13 protein-coding genes and 3 pseudogenes are annotated in these 15,638 nt (G+C 65.1%); 2 read left to right on the top strand and 14 right to left on the bottom strand.

Annotated elements, in window-relative coordinates:
* The 3 genes from ACTJKT_RS17850 to ACTJKT_RS17860 all read right to left on the bottom strand — a co-directional run.
* Positions 1 to 1,079: acetyl-CoA C-acetyltransferase (locus ACTJKT_RS17850; RefSeq protein WP_440787992.1), on the bottom strand; the 1,079-nt coding region annotated here is incomplete at its 3' end.
* A gap of 14 nt (positions 1,080 to 1,093) precedes the next feature.
* Positions 1,094 to 1,753, bottom strand: a complete 660-nt coding sequence (locus ACTJKT_RS17855; protein WP_007920581.1) for a CoA transferase subunit B — start codon at positions 1,751 to 1,753, stop codon at positions 1,094 to 1,096.
* Between the two features lie 32 nt (positions 1,754 to 1,785).
* Positions 1,786 to 2,484, bottom strand: coding sequence for a CoA transferase subunit A (locus tag ACTJKT_RS17860; protein ID WP_007920583.1), 699 nt, complete (start codon positions 2,482 to 2,484; stop codon positions 1,786 to 1,788).
* A 253-nt stretch (positions 2,485 to 2,737) separates the two neighbouring features.
* Between ACTJKT_RS17860 and ACTJKT_RS17865 the strand changes: the two are divergent.
* Positions 2,738 to 3,634, top strand: a pseudogene (locus ACTJKT_RS17865) (LysR substrate-binding domain-containing protein); the annotation flags it as partial.
* An 8-nt stretch (positions 3,635 to 3,642) separates the two neighbouring features.
* Here ACTJKT_RS17865 and ACTJKT_RS17870 read toward each other — a convergent pair.
* The 3 genes and pseudogenes from ACTJKT_RS17870 to ACTJKT_RS17880 all read right to left on the bottom strand — a co-directional run.
* Positions 3,643 to 4,479: pseudogene (locus ACTJKT_RS17870) on the bottom strand (NAD-dependent protein deacetylase); the annotation flags it as partial.
* 130 nt (positions 4,480 to 4,609) lie between these two features.
* Positions 4,610 to 6,817: an LTA synthase family protein gene (locus ACTJKT_RS17875; protein WP_440787993.1), complete on the bottom strand. Its 2,208-nt coding sequence runs from the start codon at positions 6,815 to 6,817 to the stop codon at positions 4,610 to 4,612.
* Positions 6,818 to 7,058: 241 nt separating this feature from the next.
* On the bottom strand, positions 7,059 to 8,135 hold the full coding sequence (locus ACTJKT_RS17880; protein WP_440787994.1) for an AbrB family transcriptional regulator: 1,077 nt from the start codon (positions 8,133 to 8,135) through the stop codon (positions 7,059 to 7,061).
* Between the two features lie 128 nt (positions 8,136 to 8,263).
* Between ACTJKT_RS17880 and ACTJKT_RS17885 the strand changes: the two genes are divergently transcribed.
* Positions 8,264 to 9,166: a LysR family transcriptional regulator gene (locus tag ACTJKT_RS17885; protein WP_180925112.1), complete on the top strand. Its 903-nt coding sequence runs from the start codon at positions 8,264 to 8,266 to the stop codon at positions 9,164 to 9,166.
* A 188-nt stretch (positions 9,167 to 9,354) separates the two neighbouring features.
* Here the strand turns inward: ACTJKT_RS17885 and ACTJKT_RS17890 are convergent, their stop codons facing one another.
* The 8 genes and pseudogenes from ACTJKT_RS17890 to ACTJKT_RS17925 form a co-directional block, all read right to left on the bottom strand.
* A complete protein-coding gene (locus ACTJKT_RS17890; RefSeq protein ID WP_440787995.1) occupies positions 9,355 to 9,684 on the bottom strand; it encodes a type II toxin-antitoxin system RelE/ParE family toxin in 330 nt (109 codons plus the stop codon).
* On the bottom strand, positions 9,681 to 9,911 hold the full coding sequence (locus ACTJKT_RS17895) for a type II toxin-antitoxin system ParD family antitoxin (protein WP_053278445.1): 231 nt from the start codon (positions 9,909 to 9,911) through the stop codon (positions 9,681 to 9,683). Before ACTJKT_RS17895 ends, ACTJKT_RS17890 begins: the two co-directional genes overlap by 4 nt.
* 184 nt (positions 9,912 to 10,095) lie before the next feature.
* Positions 10,096 to 10,536 carry a CBS domain-containing protein gene (locus tag ACTJKT_RS17900; protein WP_007930897.1) on the bottom strand — a complete coding sequence of 147 codons (441 nt, stop codon included), beginning with the start codon at positions 10,534 to 10,536 and terminating at the stop codon, positions 10,096 to 10,098.
* 174 nt (positions 10,537 to 10,710) lie between these two features.
* Complete coding sequence (gene solA / locus ACTJKT_RS17905; RefSeq protein WP_440787996.1) at positions 10,711 to 11,883, bottom strand: N-methyl-L-tryptophan oxidase; 1,173 nt, start codon at positions 11,881 to 11,883, stop codon at positions 10,711 to 10,713.
* 24 nt (positions 11,884 to 11,907) lie between these two features.
* A pseudogene (locus ACTJKT_RS17910) lies at positions 11,908 to 12,051 on the bottom strand (DUF2867 domain-containing protein); the annotation flags it as partial.
* 564 nt (positions 12,052 to 12,615) lie between these two features.
* Positions 12,616 to 13,728 carry a polyamine ABC transporter substrate-binding protein gene (locus ACTJKT_RS17915; RefSeq protein WP_440787997.1) on the bottom strand — a complete coding sequence of 371 codons (1,113 nt, stop codon included), beginning with the start codon at positions 13,726 to 13,728 and terminating at the stop codon, positions 12,616 to 12,618.
* Between the two features lie 125 nt (positions 13,729 to 13,853).
* Complete coding sequence (locus ACTJKT_RS17920; RefSeq protein WP_097302862.1) at positions 13,854 to 14,741, bottom strand: ABC transporter permease subunit; 888 nt, start codon at positions 14,739 to 14,741, stop codon at positions 13,854 to 13,856.
* Positions 14,738 to 15,619: an ABC transporter permease subunit gene (locus ACTJKT_RS17925; RefSeq protein ID WP_440788143.1), complete on the bottom strand. Its 882-nt coding sequence runs from the start codon at positions 15,617 to 15,619 to the stop codon at positions 14,738 to 14,740. Before ACTJKT_RS17925 ends, ACTJKT_RS17920 begins: the two co-directional genes overlap by 4 nt.
* Between the last annotated feature and the right edge of the window lie 19 nt (positions 15,620 to 15,638).

Raw genomic sequence — 15,638 nt, forward strand, 5'->3', positions numbered from 1 at the left:
ACCAGCACCCGGCAGCCCGAGGCGCCGATCGGGTGGCCGAGGGCGATGGCGCCGCCGTTGACGTTGACCTTGCTCGCGTCCCACCCCAGTTCCTTGCCCACCGACAGCGACTGGGCGGCGAAGGCTTCGTTGGCTTCGATCAGGTCCAGCTGCTCCAGGGACCAGCCGGCCTTGTCCAGGCAGCGGCGGGTGGCCGATACCGGGCCGATGCCCATGAACGCCGGGTCGACCCCGGCGTTGGCGTAGGCGGCGATCTTCGCCAGCACCGGCAGGCCCAGGGCCTTGGCTTTGGCGGCGCTCATCAGAATCACCGCGGCGGCGCCGTCGTTCAGCGACGAGGCGTTGCCGGCGGTGACCGTGCCGTCTTTCTTGAAGGCCGGCTTGAGCTTGCTCAGGGATTCGGCGGTGGTGCCGGCGCGCGGCTGCTCGTCGGTGGCGAAGGCCACTGGCTCGCCCTTGCGCTGGGGAATCAGGATCGGGGTGATCTCATCGACAAAACGCCCGCCCTCGATGGCGGCCATTGCCTTCTGCTGCGAAGCGGCGGCAAAGGCGTCCTGGGCTTCGCGGCTGATGCCGTATTTGTCCACCAGGTTCTCGGCGGTGATGCCCATGTGGTAGTCGTTGAAGGCGTCCCACAGGCCATCGCTGATCATGCTGTCGATCATCTGGCTATGGCCCATGCGCAGGCCGGTGCGGGCGCCGGGCAGCACGTAGTTGGCCAGGCTCATGTTCTCCTGGCCGCCGGCGATGATCACCTCGGCGTCGCCGCAGCGGATCGCCTGGGCGCCCAGGTGGAGGGCCTTGAGGCCGGAGCCGCAGACCTTGTTCAGGGTCAGCGCCGGCACGGCGTGGGGCAGGCCGGCCTTGATCGCGGCCTGGCGCGCCGGGTTCTGCCCGGCGCCGGCGGTGAGCACCTGGCCCATGATCACTTCATCGACCTGGGCGCCCTCCAGGCCAGTCTGGGCCAGCAGCTGGCGGATCACCGCGGCGCCGAGATCGACCGCGGAAATGTTCGCCAGCGAACCCTGGAAACTGCCGACCGCGGTGCGGGTGGCAGCAACGATTACGACGTCTTGCATGGTCTGGTTGCTCCTCAGGCGAACTGCATTTCAGGCACGTGGGCCGGCACGATCAGCTTGCCGGCGGTCTTGCTGACGATTTCCTCGACGCTCACGCCCGGGGCGCGCTCCTTGAGGATGAACGCGCCGTTCTCGATCTCCAGGTAAGCCAGGTCGGTCAGCACGCGCTTGATGCAATTGGCGCCGGTCAGCGGCAGGCTACAGCGCGACAGCAGTTTCGACTCGCCGTCCTTCGAGGCGTGGGTCATGGTGACGATGATGTTGTCCGCGCCGGCCACCAGGTCCATGGCGCCGCCCATGCCCTTGACCAGCTTGCCGGGGATCATCCACGAGGCGATGTTGCCTTGCACGTCGACCTCGAAGGCGCCGAGCACGGTGAGGTCGATATGGCCGCCACGGATCATCGCGAAGGATTCGGCGGAAGAGAAAATCGACGCGCCGATGCGCGCGGTGACGGTCTGCTTGCCGGCGTTGATCATGTCCGCATCGACTTCGTCGTCGGTGGGGAAGGCGCCCATGCCGAGCAGGCCGTTTTCCGATTGCAGCATCACTTCCATGCCGTCGGGGATGTAGTTGGCCACCAGGGTCGGGATGCCGATGCCGAGGTTCACGTAGAAGCCGTCTTGCAGTTCGCGGGCGACGCGTTGAGCCATTTGTTCGCGGGTAAGAGCCATTTTTTATTCTCCGTCAGTCGTTGGGCGGGCGATTACTTGCGCACGGTGCGCTGTTCGATGCGTTTTTCGAACGTGCCGCAAATGATCCGGTCGACGTAGATGCCCGGGGTGTGGATCTGCGTCGGGTCCAGCTCGCCCGGTTCGACGATCTCTTCGACCTCGACCACGGTGATCTTGCCGGCGGTGGCCGCCAGCGGGTTGAAGTTCTGCGCGGTGTGGCGGTAGACCACGTTGCCGAAGTGGTCGGCCTTCCAGCCTTTGACGATGGCGAAGTCGCCGGTGATGGACTCTTCCATCAGGTAGGCGCGGCCGTTGAATTCACGGGTTTCCTTGCCGTCGGCGACCGGGGTGCCGACGCCGGTGGCGGTGAAGAAGGCCGGGATACCGGCGCCGCCGGCGCGCATTTTTTCGGCCAGGGTGCCTTGGGGGGTCAGCACCACTTCGATTTCGCCGCTCAGCAGTTGCTTCTCGAACAGGGCGTTTTCACCGACGTAGGAGGCGACTACCTTGCTGATCTGCCGGTCCTCCAGCAGCACGCCGAGGCCGAAGCCGTCGACGCCGCAGTTGTTGGAGACCACGGTCAGGTCGCGGGTGCCGCGACGCTTGATCTCGGCGATCAGGTTTTCCGGAATGCCGCACAGGCCGAAGCCGCCGGAGATCACCGTCATGCCGTCCTTGAGGCCTTCGAGGGCTTCCTCGTAGGACGCCACGCGCTTGTCGAAACCTGCCATCTGCACATCCTCTTGTTATTGGTATTTGCGTTGCCAGCCGGCTGGCTGGCCGTATGAAGAGAGTGAGCCGCAGTGTTGCGCCAGGGGATTGATTTGTTAAGTTGATTTTTAAGGTTGATTAATTTAGAAAACATAATAATTGGCCGCAAGCCGCAAGCCGCAAGCCGCAAGCCGCAAGCCGCAAGCCGCAAGCCGCAAGCCGCAAGCCGCATCTGGCTTGCAGCTTGTAGCTGCCTCTCTCTTGGAGCTTCCAATGACCGTCAAACAGATCCGCGCCTTCCTGGCCGTGGCCCAGAGCCTGAGTTTCGCCGTGGCCTGCGAGCGCCTGCACCTGTCGCAGTCGGCCCTGAGCCTGACCATCAAGGCCCTGGAGGACGGCCTGGGTGGGCGGCTGTTCAGCCGCAACACGCGCAACGTCGCCCTGACCCCGGAAGGCGAGGCCCTGGTGCCCCTGGCGCGGCGCCTGATCGCCGACTGGGACAACGCCGAGGACGAACTGCGCCAGCGCTTCACCCTGCAACGCGGGCGGGTGACCCTGGCGGCCATGCCGTCCTTTGCCGGCAACCTGCTGCCGCCGATTCTCAAGACCTTTCGCGCGCGGTACCCGCAGGTCAATGTCACGGTCAACGACGTGATCAACGAGCAGGTGCTGGAGATGGTCCGCGACCGCCAGGTGGAACTGGGGGTGGCTTTCGAGCCGCAGCAAAGCGCGTCGCTGCAATTCACCCCGCTGTACATCGACCGCTTCGTCGCCGTGGTGCCCAGCGATTCACCCCTGGCCGACCTGAAGGACATCGACTGGCAGTCGCTGCTGGAACAGCCCTTCATCACCCTGCAACGACCGTCCACGGTGCGGGTGATGCTCGAAGAGCACCTGCGGGCGCGGGACATGAAGCTGCCGGTGGAGTTCGAGAGCCATCAACTGGCGACGGTGGGGCGCATGGTTGCCAGCGGCCTCGGCGTGAGCGCGGTGCCGGCCCTGTGCGCCGGACAGATGCGCGAGCTGGGCGCCCGCTGCATCACCCTGCGCGACCCGGTGGTGGAACGCGCCATCGGCGTGCTGACCAACCCCGGGCATGAACTGTCGAGTGCCGCCCAGGCGCTGTTCGACATTCTGCGCGGGGCCGGTCTGGCCGAGCGCCTGTCGGTGGCCTCCNAGGAGCTCAGGCGCTCGGCCAGCAGCGGCAACAGCTGCTCGCAGGAGGCGGCGATCTTCAGGTCCAGCAGCTCGTCGGCGCGGGTCTTGCCGAAGTTGATGGCGATCAGCGGCTTGCCCTGGTCGGCCATGACCTTGCACAGGCGAAAGGCCGAATAAGCCATCAGGGACGAACCCACCACCAGCAGGCCGGCGGCCTGTTCGACGCTGTGCAGGGCCTTGGCCGCGGTGGCCTGGGCCATGTTCTCGCCGAAGAACACCACATCCGGTTTCAGCCGCTCGCCATCGCAATGGGGGCAGCGGGGCACCTGGAAGCGTTCTTCGAAGGACGGATCGAGCAGGGTATCGCCGTCGGGCGCCTGCACCGCGTCGACGCCAGCCAGGTAGGGGTTGTGCAGTTCCAGCAACTGCTGGATCGCCTGCCGATCGCTGCGTTGCGTGCAGTCCAGGCAGACCACCCGGTGCAGGTTGCCGTGCAGCTCGATCACGTCGCGGCTGCCGGCCTGGTCGTGCAGGGTATCGACGTTCTGGGTGATCACCCCGGCGATTTTCTGCCGCGCCTGCAAATGCGCCAGGGCCTCGTGGGCCGCGTTCGGCCGGGCCTGTCGGATCCGCGGCCAGCCGAGCATGGCCCGCGCCCAATAGCGGCGCCGGGCCTTGGGCTCGGCCAGGAATTCCTGGTACATCATCGGTTGGCTGCCGCGACGCACGCCGTCGTTGTCGCGGTAGTCGGGAATGCCCGAAGGGGTGCTGATGCCGGCGCCGGTGAGGACCAGGAAGGGGCGCTCGGCCATCAGTTGCTGCAACTGCTCCAGAGGGGTGTCCAGGCTGTCGGTCATCTGCGCTCTCCTGCTCTGGCGGTGGCGCTGCGTAATGCAGCGAGGCCATACCTTGTGCCTGACCAGGAGTTTAGACAAGGGCGCGGGAGCTGGACGGTGGTGCCGCCGTCCAGCTTCCTGGGGAGGTGATTCAGGAGGACTGCGCGCTGTCGTCCTGGGGTTCTTCGCTGGTTTCTTCTTGCCCCGGCAGTTCGGTGATCACGCTGAAGTCACTGACTTCCACCGCGCCCAGGCCGTAGCCCAGCAGGTGGAAGGAGAAGGCCTTGCGCGATTCCGGGTTGGCGAAGCTGAAGTCCATTTCCAGCGGCTGGTCGGGGGTGACCAGCATCTCTTCCGGCAGGCCCAGGGCCACGTCCTGTTCGCGCTCCTTGCCCTTGAGCAGGATGTAGGCGTTCTGCTGAGGGTCGGCCGAGCGCACGGTGAAGCGCACACGGGTCAGCGAGCCCTTGGGCATTTCCAGGTACTGCGCGCCGATCAGGTTGTCGGCCCAGTCGTCCTTGATCTGCGCTTGCAGCGGGATGATCGCCGGGCTGCCGAACTGGTAGTGCAGGTTCAGCGGCGATTGCAGCAGGGTGCGGTCCAGGCCCTCGGCGCGGGCGCTGATCTGGCGCGCCCGCAGGCCGCCGTACTGGCCCTTGAAGGTGGCGCTGTCGGCGATGAAGCCGGCGCTGGCGTAGTAGCGGCAGCGCTGCTGGAAATCGCATTCGGTCAGGGTGCCCTGGCCATCGTGATAACGCAGCTTGCCGTTGGTGTAGGACATGATTTCCCGGCCCAGAGCGTAGTCGCGGAACAGTGAGCGACCGCTGAGGCTGTCCGGCACCTGGAAGCCGAAGTAGTCGAGCACCGAGGCGCTCAGATCGACATGGCCGTAGGTCCCGGACTTGAGTTTGGGAAGCTGCGCCTGCTCTGGGGCGAGCATCAGGTTGAAGCCCCAGGACGACGCCAGGCGCACGCCATCGATGCCGTGGGACTCGTCCGAGGTGATCACCACCAGGGTGTCCTTCAGCACGCCCTGGCGCTCCAGCTGGTCCATGAACTGGCCGATGGCATCGTCCAGGTAGGCCACGGCGGCCTGCTTGGGCGTGTCGAAGCGGTTGAGGTATTCCTCCGGCGCGGAGTAGGGCTGGTGGGTGCCGACGGTCAGCAGGGTGAGCATCCACGGCTGCTTTTGCTTTTTCAGCTGGCCGACATAGTCCAGCGCGCCTTCGAAGAAGGCCTTGTCGTCCTTGCCCCAGGGGAAGTCCAGGTAGTTGGCGTTGCTGAACCACTCCAGGCCGTGGGTCGAGTCGAAGCCGATGTGCGGCATGATCTTGTCTTTGGCCATGAAGCGCAGGCCGGCGCCTTGCAGGTAATGGGTATTGAAACCCTGCTTGCGCAACTGAGCCGGCAGGCAGGCCTGGTTGCGCTGGCTCTGGGTCAGCAGCTCGATGCCCTTGGGCGTACCGTTGTCGAGCTTGTCGTAGTCGCCGCAGAGCATGGCGTACAGGCCGCGGATGGTCTGGTGGCTGTGCAGCACATAGTCCGGGGTGTTCATGCCGCGTTCGGCCCAGGCGCTGAGCCTGGGCATCAGGTTGTCCTGGTAGCGGCTGTGCAGGGCCTCGCGGTTGGTCTTGATATAGGCCCCGGGAATGCCTTCCAGGGCGATCACCAGCACGTTGCGCGCCTGGCCCGGGGCGGCCAGCAGCGGCTCGCCGTCGAGGTCGAGCTGGGTCAGGCCGGCCATCTGCACCGGCAGTTCGGGCACGTCGCCTTCCAGCCATTGTTCCAGCTGCACCTGGCCCTGGCCGGCCGCGGCCGCGAGCAACTGGTGCGGCAGGTTGAACAGGCGCCATTGATCGGCTTCGCTGGGGTTCAGGTATTGCACGCCGCCATGGGCCAGCCACAGCAGCGCCGGGGCGGTCCAGGCATGGCGCGGCAAGCGCGGGGCGTGGGTGCCACGGTTGGCCCATTGCACGCCCAGCCACAACGCCAACCCGGACAGCAGCGCCGCCGCCAGCCAGGGATGGGTCAGGCCGCCGCCGGTGGAGTTGCCGACGAACTGCGGGTCGAACAGGTAATGCAGGTCAGAGGCATTGGGCAGGCGGCCCACGGCGCTGACCAGCTCGGCGCTGGCGATGCTCAGCAGGCTCCACACCAACAGCACTGGCAAGGCCAGCCACCAGGGGCGGCGGTACAGCAGCAGGGTCAACAGACCCGCGGTGCCCAGGTCCGAGAGATAGCCCAGGGGATCGGACCAGCCGAGCAGCGCACGCGCCACCAGGGGCACGAGCAGCACCAGGCTCAGCAGTGCGCCGAGGGGGGCCAGGGGATGATGGAAAACACGCCGGATGAAATTCACAAAAAACCTGCCAGTCATTAAATCGTCACGCAAATGTGCGCCATGGTAACAACAGCTAGCGGCAAGACGTTTCTTATTCGAGAAGGAAATAAGCTCCCGGGTCGCTGGCGAAACGGCCCGGGGCGCTGTAGGGAGGTGGCTTGAAGCCCGTATTCAGGCACTTGGCAGCGAGGCCTGGGAAGGAGGGGATGGCGCTCGGATTTACTATTTCAGAGTGTTTAAAGACGCGCGACTCCAGGGTTCAGCTGGCCCACTTGATGATCAGCCGGGCGAAAAAAGCCCCGCTGACGATCACCGCGAACAGCCGCAGGGTCTGCATGGCCAGCACCAGGCCGACGTCGGCGTGGGTATCCACCGCGATGATCGTCATGGCGTCCAGGCCGCCGGGGCTGGTGGCGAGGTAGACCGAGAGGAAATCCTTGTCCAGCCAGTGCGCCAGCAGCCAGGCCGACAGCGCGCAGAGGGCGATCAGCAGCACCGCGCCGAAGATCATCGCCGGCAGGCGGGTCCAGACGTAACGCAGGGTCGGCCGGTCGAAGCGCAGGCCGATGTAGCAGCCGATGGCGCCGTAGGCCAGGGCCAGCAGCCAGCCGGGCAGGGTGATGTGCAGCAGCCCGGAGATCTGCAGTGCGCCGCCGATCAGCAGCGGCACCAGCAGGGCCCCGGCCGGCACTCGCGAACCGAGCAGCACGCCCAGCACTATGGTGCCCAGGGTCAGGCCGAGGTTGAGCAGGGTGAAGGTCTGCAGGACCACCTCGGTGCTGTGGGCCTGGCTGCCGCCGGCCGGGACGCCGATCCAGTGGCTGGCCAGGGCGCCGATCATCACCACGCACACCACCCGCACATACTGCATGGTGGCCACCACCCGCGAGTCGGCGCCGAAGTCGTCGGCCATCGCCACCATGGCCGAGGCCGCCCCCGGCGCAGTACCCCAGGCCGCGGTGCTGGGTGCCAGGCCGCCGAGACGCACCAGCGCCAGGCCGACCAGGGCGCTGAGGCAGACGGTGAGCAGGGTGGCGAACAGCATCACATGCCAGGACTGGGCCATCGAGGCCAGCACGGCCATGGTCATGGAGTGGGCGGCCAGGACCCCGACCGAACCCTGGCCGAGGCGGAAGGCCTGGCGCGGCACGCGGATGCTGGCGCCGCTGACGCCGAAACCTATGGCCACCAGCATCGGCCCGAGGAACTGTCCGGCGGGAACTTCGAAATGTTTCAGCAACTGCCCGGCGCTGCCGGCGAGGATCAGCAGTGCCAGCCATTGCAGGGCAAGGGGCCAGGCGGACAGGGACAAAGGCGAGGGACGAGGCAAGGGCATTCTCCAGCGCGCTGGCCGTTCCTGTTGCGGGACCGTTGCTACCAGCGCTTCGGAGCAAATTATTGATAGCGCAATTGATCAAGTCCAGTTTCTAATTGTGATCAACCAATAACTCTGGTTTATCGATCATGGACCTGCGCGACCTGACCTATTTCGAAACCATCGCCGAGCTGGGCCACCTCGGGCGCGCGGCGCAGAAACTCAACCGCAGCCAGCCAGCGCTGACCAAAAGCATCCAGCGCCTGGAGGAGTCCTTCGGCACCAAGCTGTTCGAGCGCGACGGGCGGCGGATCAAGCTGACGGCGGTGGGCCTGTTGCTGCAGCAGCGCGCCCGGCAGTTGCAGCAGAACATCGCCGAGACCCATCGCGAGGTGCGCGATTTTGCCAGTGGCGTGCTCGGCAATATCCGCCTGGGCTGCGCCGCCAGCATGGCCGAACACCTGCTGCCGCAGATGACCGCGACCTTGCTGGAGCGCGCCCCGGACATCACCCTGAACCTGGTGATCGGCCAGGACGACGTGCTCCGCGAATCCCTGCGCTCGGGGCGCCTGGACATGGTGATCTGCCCGCTGTTCGAGGGCGACCCGCACCTGAGCCACCACACCCTGTTTGAAGACCAAGCCGTGGTGGTGGCCAGCCGCGACCATCCGGTGTTCGACACGCCGATGCGCCTGCGCGACCTGTGCGACTACCGCTGGGTGCTGCCGGGGACCGGGGTCTCGGCCCGCCGCTGGATCGACAACGTGTTCCAGAGTCACAAGCTGCCGTTGCCTTCGGTGCAGATCGAGACCAACACCATCTCCCTGCTGCCGCGGCTGATCGCCAAGACCGGGCTGCTGAGCTTCCTGGCCCGGGAAACCCTGGACGACTTCAAGGGCATCGCCCACCTGCGGGAAGTGCCGCTGGCGCAAACCCGCATGCATCGCAGCATCGTGGTGCTGGTACGGACCGAAGGCTACCTGTCGCCGGCGGCCCAGCTGCTGCTGGATCTGCTCAAGCGCGATGGCCGGCAGTTCTTCACCGCGGGTTAAACACCGCCTGGTAACTGACTACACACTGTGTGCTTCTGTAGGAGCGAAGCTTGCTCGCGATAGCCGGCAAGCCGGCGCTATGGCAGCCAATGCGCGACATCAGGCAAACCGCATGCATAGGTTTTGCGACCGCTACGCGGTCGATCGCGAGCTGTGTGCTCAGGCAGGGCGGTTTGCTTGCTGGTCGATCAGTGTGCGGGGCTTTCCGTCAGCGAAGCGGGAATGTCCCGCATGGCGTGCAGGACACGCCACACGTCAATGTGGTCGTCGTGCCGAGCGTAGAACACCAGATAGGGATAGCGACTCAGTGGCCAGTAGAGAAGCCCTGGCAAGTCGAGCTCATGGGTATAGCGGGAAAGACCTGAGGCAGGATGCCGGGCGATATGGGCATAGGCGGCTTGCAGGTCGTCGATGAAGCCCAAGGCCGCCAGCTCGGCCTGTTGCGCCAGGTAGTAATCGATAGCGTCCTCTACATCCTGATTGGCCAGAGCCCTTGGAATGACCCGCTGTGCCTTCATTCCTTGCGGACCCTGGCGCGTAGAGCGTCGAAGTAATGACCGTCCACCGGAGTGCCAGGAGCCGACTCAGCCCCTGCCAGTAGCAGGCCGCGCAGGTGCTGTCGATCCTGATCCTTGCGGATCAGCTCCCGCACATACTCGCTGCTGGTGCTGTAGCCCCGCTGGCTGACCTGATCGTCGACGAAGGCCTTGAGGGCCTCTGGCAGGGAAATGTTCATGGTGCTCATGGTTTTGTCCGCGTTTGACAAAATTTGCCAAAGTATACGCCGCTAACCTGGCCTTGCCACAGTCGACAGAGGGGGGATTCTACTGTGCCCGATTGCGGCGAACCGGGGCGGCGGGAGCTTGGGTCAGGAGCTGGCTTGCGGGCTTCTTTGCCGGCAAGCCGGCTCCTGTGGGGTGAGGGCGGGCTTACTCGCCGCGAATGTACTGTTCCAGCTGGCGGATCAGGTCGGCCTGTTCGGCGATGGCTTCCTTGACCAGGTCGCCGATCGACAGCAGGCCCAGCAGCTGGCCGTCTTCCACCACCGGCAGGTGCCGCAGGTGGCTGTCGGTCATGATGCCCATGCAGGTTTCCACGCTCTGGTGCGAGTCCACGGTGATCACCGGCGAACTCATGATCGCGCTGACCGGCGTGCCCACCGAGGAGCGTCCGTGCAGCACCAGTTTGCGCGCGTAGTCGCGTTCGCTGATCACCCCGACCACTTCGCCGTTCTGCATCACGGGCAGGGCGCCGACGTTCTTCTCGGCCATCAGCATCAGTGCCTCGAGCACCATCTGATGGGGCGCGATGGTGTGTACTTGCTGGTTGTGCTTGGCCTTCAACTTCAGTACTTCAGCGACGCTCTTCATGGGGCGCTCCTGTTGTTTTGCCTGGGACGGCCTGGCGCCGCCCTGCGGGGGTCTCTACAGAATCGTAGAGACTGAACGAAGGGGCAAGGTTGAAAGCGGCGCCCACAGAAGGAAAAACGTCACTGAATCGATTCTTCCCGGAAAACGCCCCATCCAGGGGCGTCCAGGCGCCGCTCAATGGCCGAAGCGCGCCAGGGAAAACGCGCTCAAATCGATCTCGCTGCGCCCGTCCACCAGCCGCTGGGCCAGGGCTTCGCCAATCGCCGCCGAGTGCTTGAAACCGTGGCCCGAGCAGGCACTGACCACGGTGACATTGGCCAGGCGCGGATGCTCGTCGATGATGAAATGCGAGTCCGGAGTTACGGTGTAGGCGCAGACGGCAGACTTCACCAGTTGCGGTGTGACCCCGGCGATATTGGCCAACACCAGGTCGCGATACATCGCCTCGCTCTGCACCGCGCTGACCTGGCGGTCCAGGCTGTCCGGCGTCGAGGTCTCGCTGTACTGCTCGGTGGCGATCTTCATGCTGCCTTCGCCGGGTATCGGCGGGAAGCCGTAGCAGGTCTGCTCGTCGCTGGCGCCGTGGACAATAAAGCTCGGCGACCGCTCGGGGAAGATCAGCGGTTCCGCCAACTGGTACCAGTACAAGGTCTGCCGGCAGACCCGCAGCAGCTTGTCGAATGGCGCGCCCAGCAATTGGCTGGACCACATGCCGGCACAGACCACGACTTTGGCCGCGGTGAGGCGTCGATTCTGGCTGGTGATCCGCACCAGATCCTGCTCGCTGTCGATACCCAGCACCGTCTCGCCGGTGATCAGGGTCGCGCCCAACTGGCGGGCCAGGGTCAACTGCGCGTCGATGCAACGTTCCGGCCGCACATAACCGCCGCCGGGTTCGAAGTAACCCAGGGCGCTGTCGTGGATCGGCGCGAACTGCGGGAAGCGCTGGCGGATCTGCGCGGCGTCCAGCGCCTCATGCTCGATGCCGAACTGGCGGGCCAGGGCCAGGGTGTTTTCGGTGAAGTCCGGGGCGCCGTCCTGGCCGGTCGGGGTGGCGCTGGAGGTCATCACCAGCACGCCGCACTGCTCGAACAGTCGCTCATCTTGCTCGGCTTCCAGCTCGCGCCAGATCTGCTGCGCGCGGATCGCCAGCGGCACGTAGGCGACGCCTTCACCCACCGCCTGGCGGGTGATGCGGGTGTCGCCATGGCTCGAACCCTGGTCGTGGGGCGGGGCGAAACGGTCGATGCCGGCCACCTTCAGCCCACGCTTGGCCAACTGGTACAAGGTCGCGGCGCCCATGGCGCCCAGGCCTACTACAACAACGTCGAACTCGGGTGTCTGCATGGCAGTGTCCTTGAAAGTGGCGGCTCAGCGGCGATTGATGTTGGCCAGGGTCATGGGCGCGATGAGTCGGTGGAACGGCGCCACCGGCAGCATGTACAAGCGCCCCAACAGGTTGTGCGGATGGACCAGGGTGGACAGCACCACCGGGCGTTGGCCCTCGGCGGTCAGGCGGGCGATGCTGGATGGGCTGGGCAACGGGTAAGGCTGGGCGGCGGTCGGCATCGATACGGTTCCCTGTAAAAGTGCTGATCCCAGGTACGGCGGCACGGCAAGCGGCAAAAAATAGCACTGTTTGCGGTCGGAGTGCTGAAGCCCGTCCCCGGCCCTGTAGCCGCTGCCGAGCCCGCGAGGCTGCGATAAGGCCCGAAGGGCCTTCAGTGGCCGTGAGATCGCCGCGCCCCTGCGGGTCGATCGCAGCCTGCGGCAGCGGCTACACCAAGCCTGGCGCGACCCCTGTAGCCGCTGCCGAGCCCGCGAGGCTGCGACAAGGCCCGCAGGGCCTTCGGCGGTCTTGAGATTGTTGCGCCCCTTCGGGGCGTACGCAGCCTGCGGCAGCGGCTACAGGGTTTTGTGTGGCCTGAAAGGAAAAAAGGCGCCCGAGGAGGGCGCCAAGGAGTCACCTGAACCGAGGGAGCCAGGCGAGCCCGTTCGCAGGAGTGTCGTGGTGGTAAGGCGCGACTGAACGGAAGAGGGCAGCGGCGCCCGCCGCGCTGGCCGGGCGCGCGCGGGGTGTCATTTGCCGAGCTTGATCCGCGTCCAGCCGCGGTTCATCACGCGCTGGATGGCGATCGGCTGGTCCGGCACCGCGTACAGGGTGGCGAGCACCGCTTGCGGCGGGTACGAGGCCGGATCGTTGCGGATGGCTTCGTCCACCAGCGGCGTGGCGGCGGCGTTGGCGTTGCTGTAGCCGAGGCTGTTGGTGACCTCGGCGATGATGTCCGGGCGCATCAGGAAGTTCATGAACAGGTAGGCGTTGTCGACGTTGGCCGCGTCCTTGGGCATGGCCATCATGTCGTAGAAGCTGCCGGCGCCTTCCTTGGGAATGCTGAAGGCGACCTTTTCCTTGTTGCCGGCCTCTTCGGCGCGCGAACGGGCCTGCAGCACGTCGCCGGAGTAACCCACGGCCACGCAGATGTTGCCGTTGGCCAGGTCGGAGATGTACTTGGAGGAGTGGAAGTAGGTCACCGAAGGACGGATCTTCATGAACAGCGCTTCGGCCTCGAGGATCTGCGCCTTGTCCTTGCTGGTCACCGGGTAGCCCAGGTAGTGCAGGGCGGCAGGGAGCATTTCCGTCGGCGAGTCGAGGAAGCTGATGCCGCAGGCCTTGAGCTTCTCAGCGTTCTCCGGCTTGAACAGCAGGTCCCAGGAGTTGGTCGGCGCGTCCGCACCCAATACCGCCTTGACCTTGTCCGGGTTGTAGCCGATGCCGATCGAGCCCCACATGTAAGGGAAGGCGTGGGCGTTGCCCGGGTCGCTGGCGGCGGCGTTCTGCAGCAGCACCGGGTTGAGGTTCTTCCAGTTCGGCAGCCGCGACTTGTCCAGTTCCTGGTAGACCCCGGCCTTGATCTGCTTGGCCAGGAAGCTGTTGGAAGGCACCACGATGTCATAGCCGGACTTGCCGGTGAGCAGGCGCGCTTCCAGGGTTTCGTTGCTGTCGAAGACATCGTAGGTGACGTGGATGCCGGTCTCGGCCTCGAACTTTTTCAGGGTGTCCGGGGCGATATAGTCCGACCAGTTGTAGACACGCAGCTCCTTGTCGCTGGCCTGAGCGCCGGTCACCATCGCGCCCATCAAGGACAGTGTCAGCATGGTTTTGGCGAACAGTATCCTGCCAAGCATTTTCATCGGTACAACTCCATTTCTTATTGTGCAGATTGCTGCATGTGGAACGCGGGGTGTCAGGTTGCACGTCTTCGCGAGCAAGCTTGCTCCNCGATCCAGGCGCCGCTGTATGTCGTGAGCGCGACGGCCTAGGCCGTCGTCGCTTGCATGCGCTGTTGCGCAGCGGGTTGGAACGCTTCGTTGGCGGTGTATTCCATGGCTTCCTGGATCGCCCGCTTGCGGGCCGCTTCGGCGCGACGGCCGAAGTACCAGACCAGGAAAGTCACCAGCGACACCGCCAGCAGGATCAGGCTGGCCACCGCGTTGATCTCCGGTTTCACCCCGAGGCGCACCGCCGAGAACACTTCCATCGGCAGGGTGGTGGAGCCCGGGCCGGACACGAAGCTCGCCAGCACCAGGTCGTCCAGGGACAGGGCGAAGGACATCATGCCGCCGGCCGCCAGCGAGGGCGCGATCATCGGGATGGTGATCAGGAAGAACACCTTCCACGGCCGCGCCCCCAGGTCCATGGCCGCCTCTTCGATGGACAGGTCCAGTTCCCGCAAGCGCGCGGAGACTACCACGGCCACATAGGCGGCGCAGAAGGTGGTGTGGGCAATCCAGATGGTGACGATGCCACGCTCCTGGGGCCAGCCGATCATCTGCGCCATGGCCACGAACAGCAGCAACAGCGACAGGCCGGTGATCACTTCCGGCATCACCAGTGGCGCGGTGACCAGGCCACCGAACAGGGTGCGACCCTTGAAGCGGGTGACCCGGGTCAGCACGAAGGCCGCCAGGGTGCCCAGGGCCACCGCGGCGATCGCGGTGTAGCAGGCGATCTCCAGGGAGCGCACCACCGAGCCCATCAACTGCTGGTTATCCAGCAGGCCGACATACCACTTCACCGACCAGCCGCCCCAGACCGTCACCAGCTTGGAAGCGTTGAACGAGTAGATCACCAGAATCAGCATCGGCAGGTAAATGAACCCCAGGCCGAGTACCAGCATCAGGCTGGAAAATCCGAAACGTTTCATGCCCGTCCCTCCATCTCTTTGGCCTGGCTGCGGTTGAACAGCAGGATCGGAATAATCAGGATCGCCAGCATCACCACCGCCAGGGCGGAGGCCACCGGCCAGTCACGGTTGTTGAAGAACTCCTGCCACAGCACCCGGCCGATCATCAGGGTCTCGGGGCCGCCCAGCAGCTCGGGAATCACGAACTCGCCGACCACCGGAATGAACACCAGCATGCAACCGGCGATGATGCCGTTCTTGGCCAGGGGCACGGTGATTTTCCAGAAGTTGTTGAAGTTGCTCGAACCCAGGTCAGACGCGGCTTCCAGCAGGCTCTGGTCGTGCTTGACCAGGTTGGCGTACAGCGGCAGCACCATGAACGGCAGGTAGGCGTACACCACGCCGATATAGACCGCGGTGTTGGTGTTGAGGATTTCGATCGGCGCCGAAGTCAGGCCGCTCCACATCAGGAAGCCGTTGAGCAAACCGTTGTTGCTGAGGATGCCCATCCAGGCGTAGACGCGGATCAGGATCGCGGTCCAGGTCGGCATCATGATCAGCAGCAACAAGACGTTCTGCGCTTCCTTGCTGGCCTTGGTGATCGCGTAGGCCATGGGGAAGCCGATCACCAGACACATCAGGGTGCTGAGCAGGGCGACTTTCAGCGAGCCGAGGTAGGCCGAGATATACAGCTCGTCACCCACCAGCAACGCGTAGTTGCCGACGTTGAGCAGCAGCTGGAATTTCTGTTCGGCGAAGCTGTAGATCTCCGAGTAGGGGGGGATGGCCAGGGCCGCTTCCGAGAAGCTGATCTTCATCACCAGGAAAAACGGCAGCATGAAGAACAGGAACAGCCAGAGGAAGGGAATGCCGATCACCAGCTTGCGACCGCTGGGCAGCACACGGAGCAGTTTCTGA

The sequence above is a fragment of the Pseudomonas sp. 22526 genome, assembly GCF_052044735.1.
GTDB classification, from domain to species: domain Bacteria; phylum Pseudomonadota; class Gammaproteobacteria; order Pseudomonadales; family Pseudomonadaceae; genus Aquipseudomonas; species Aquipseudomonas piscium.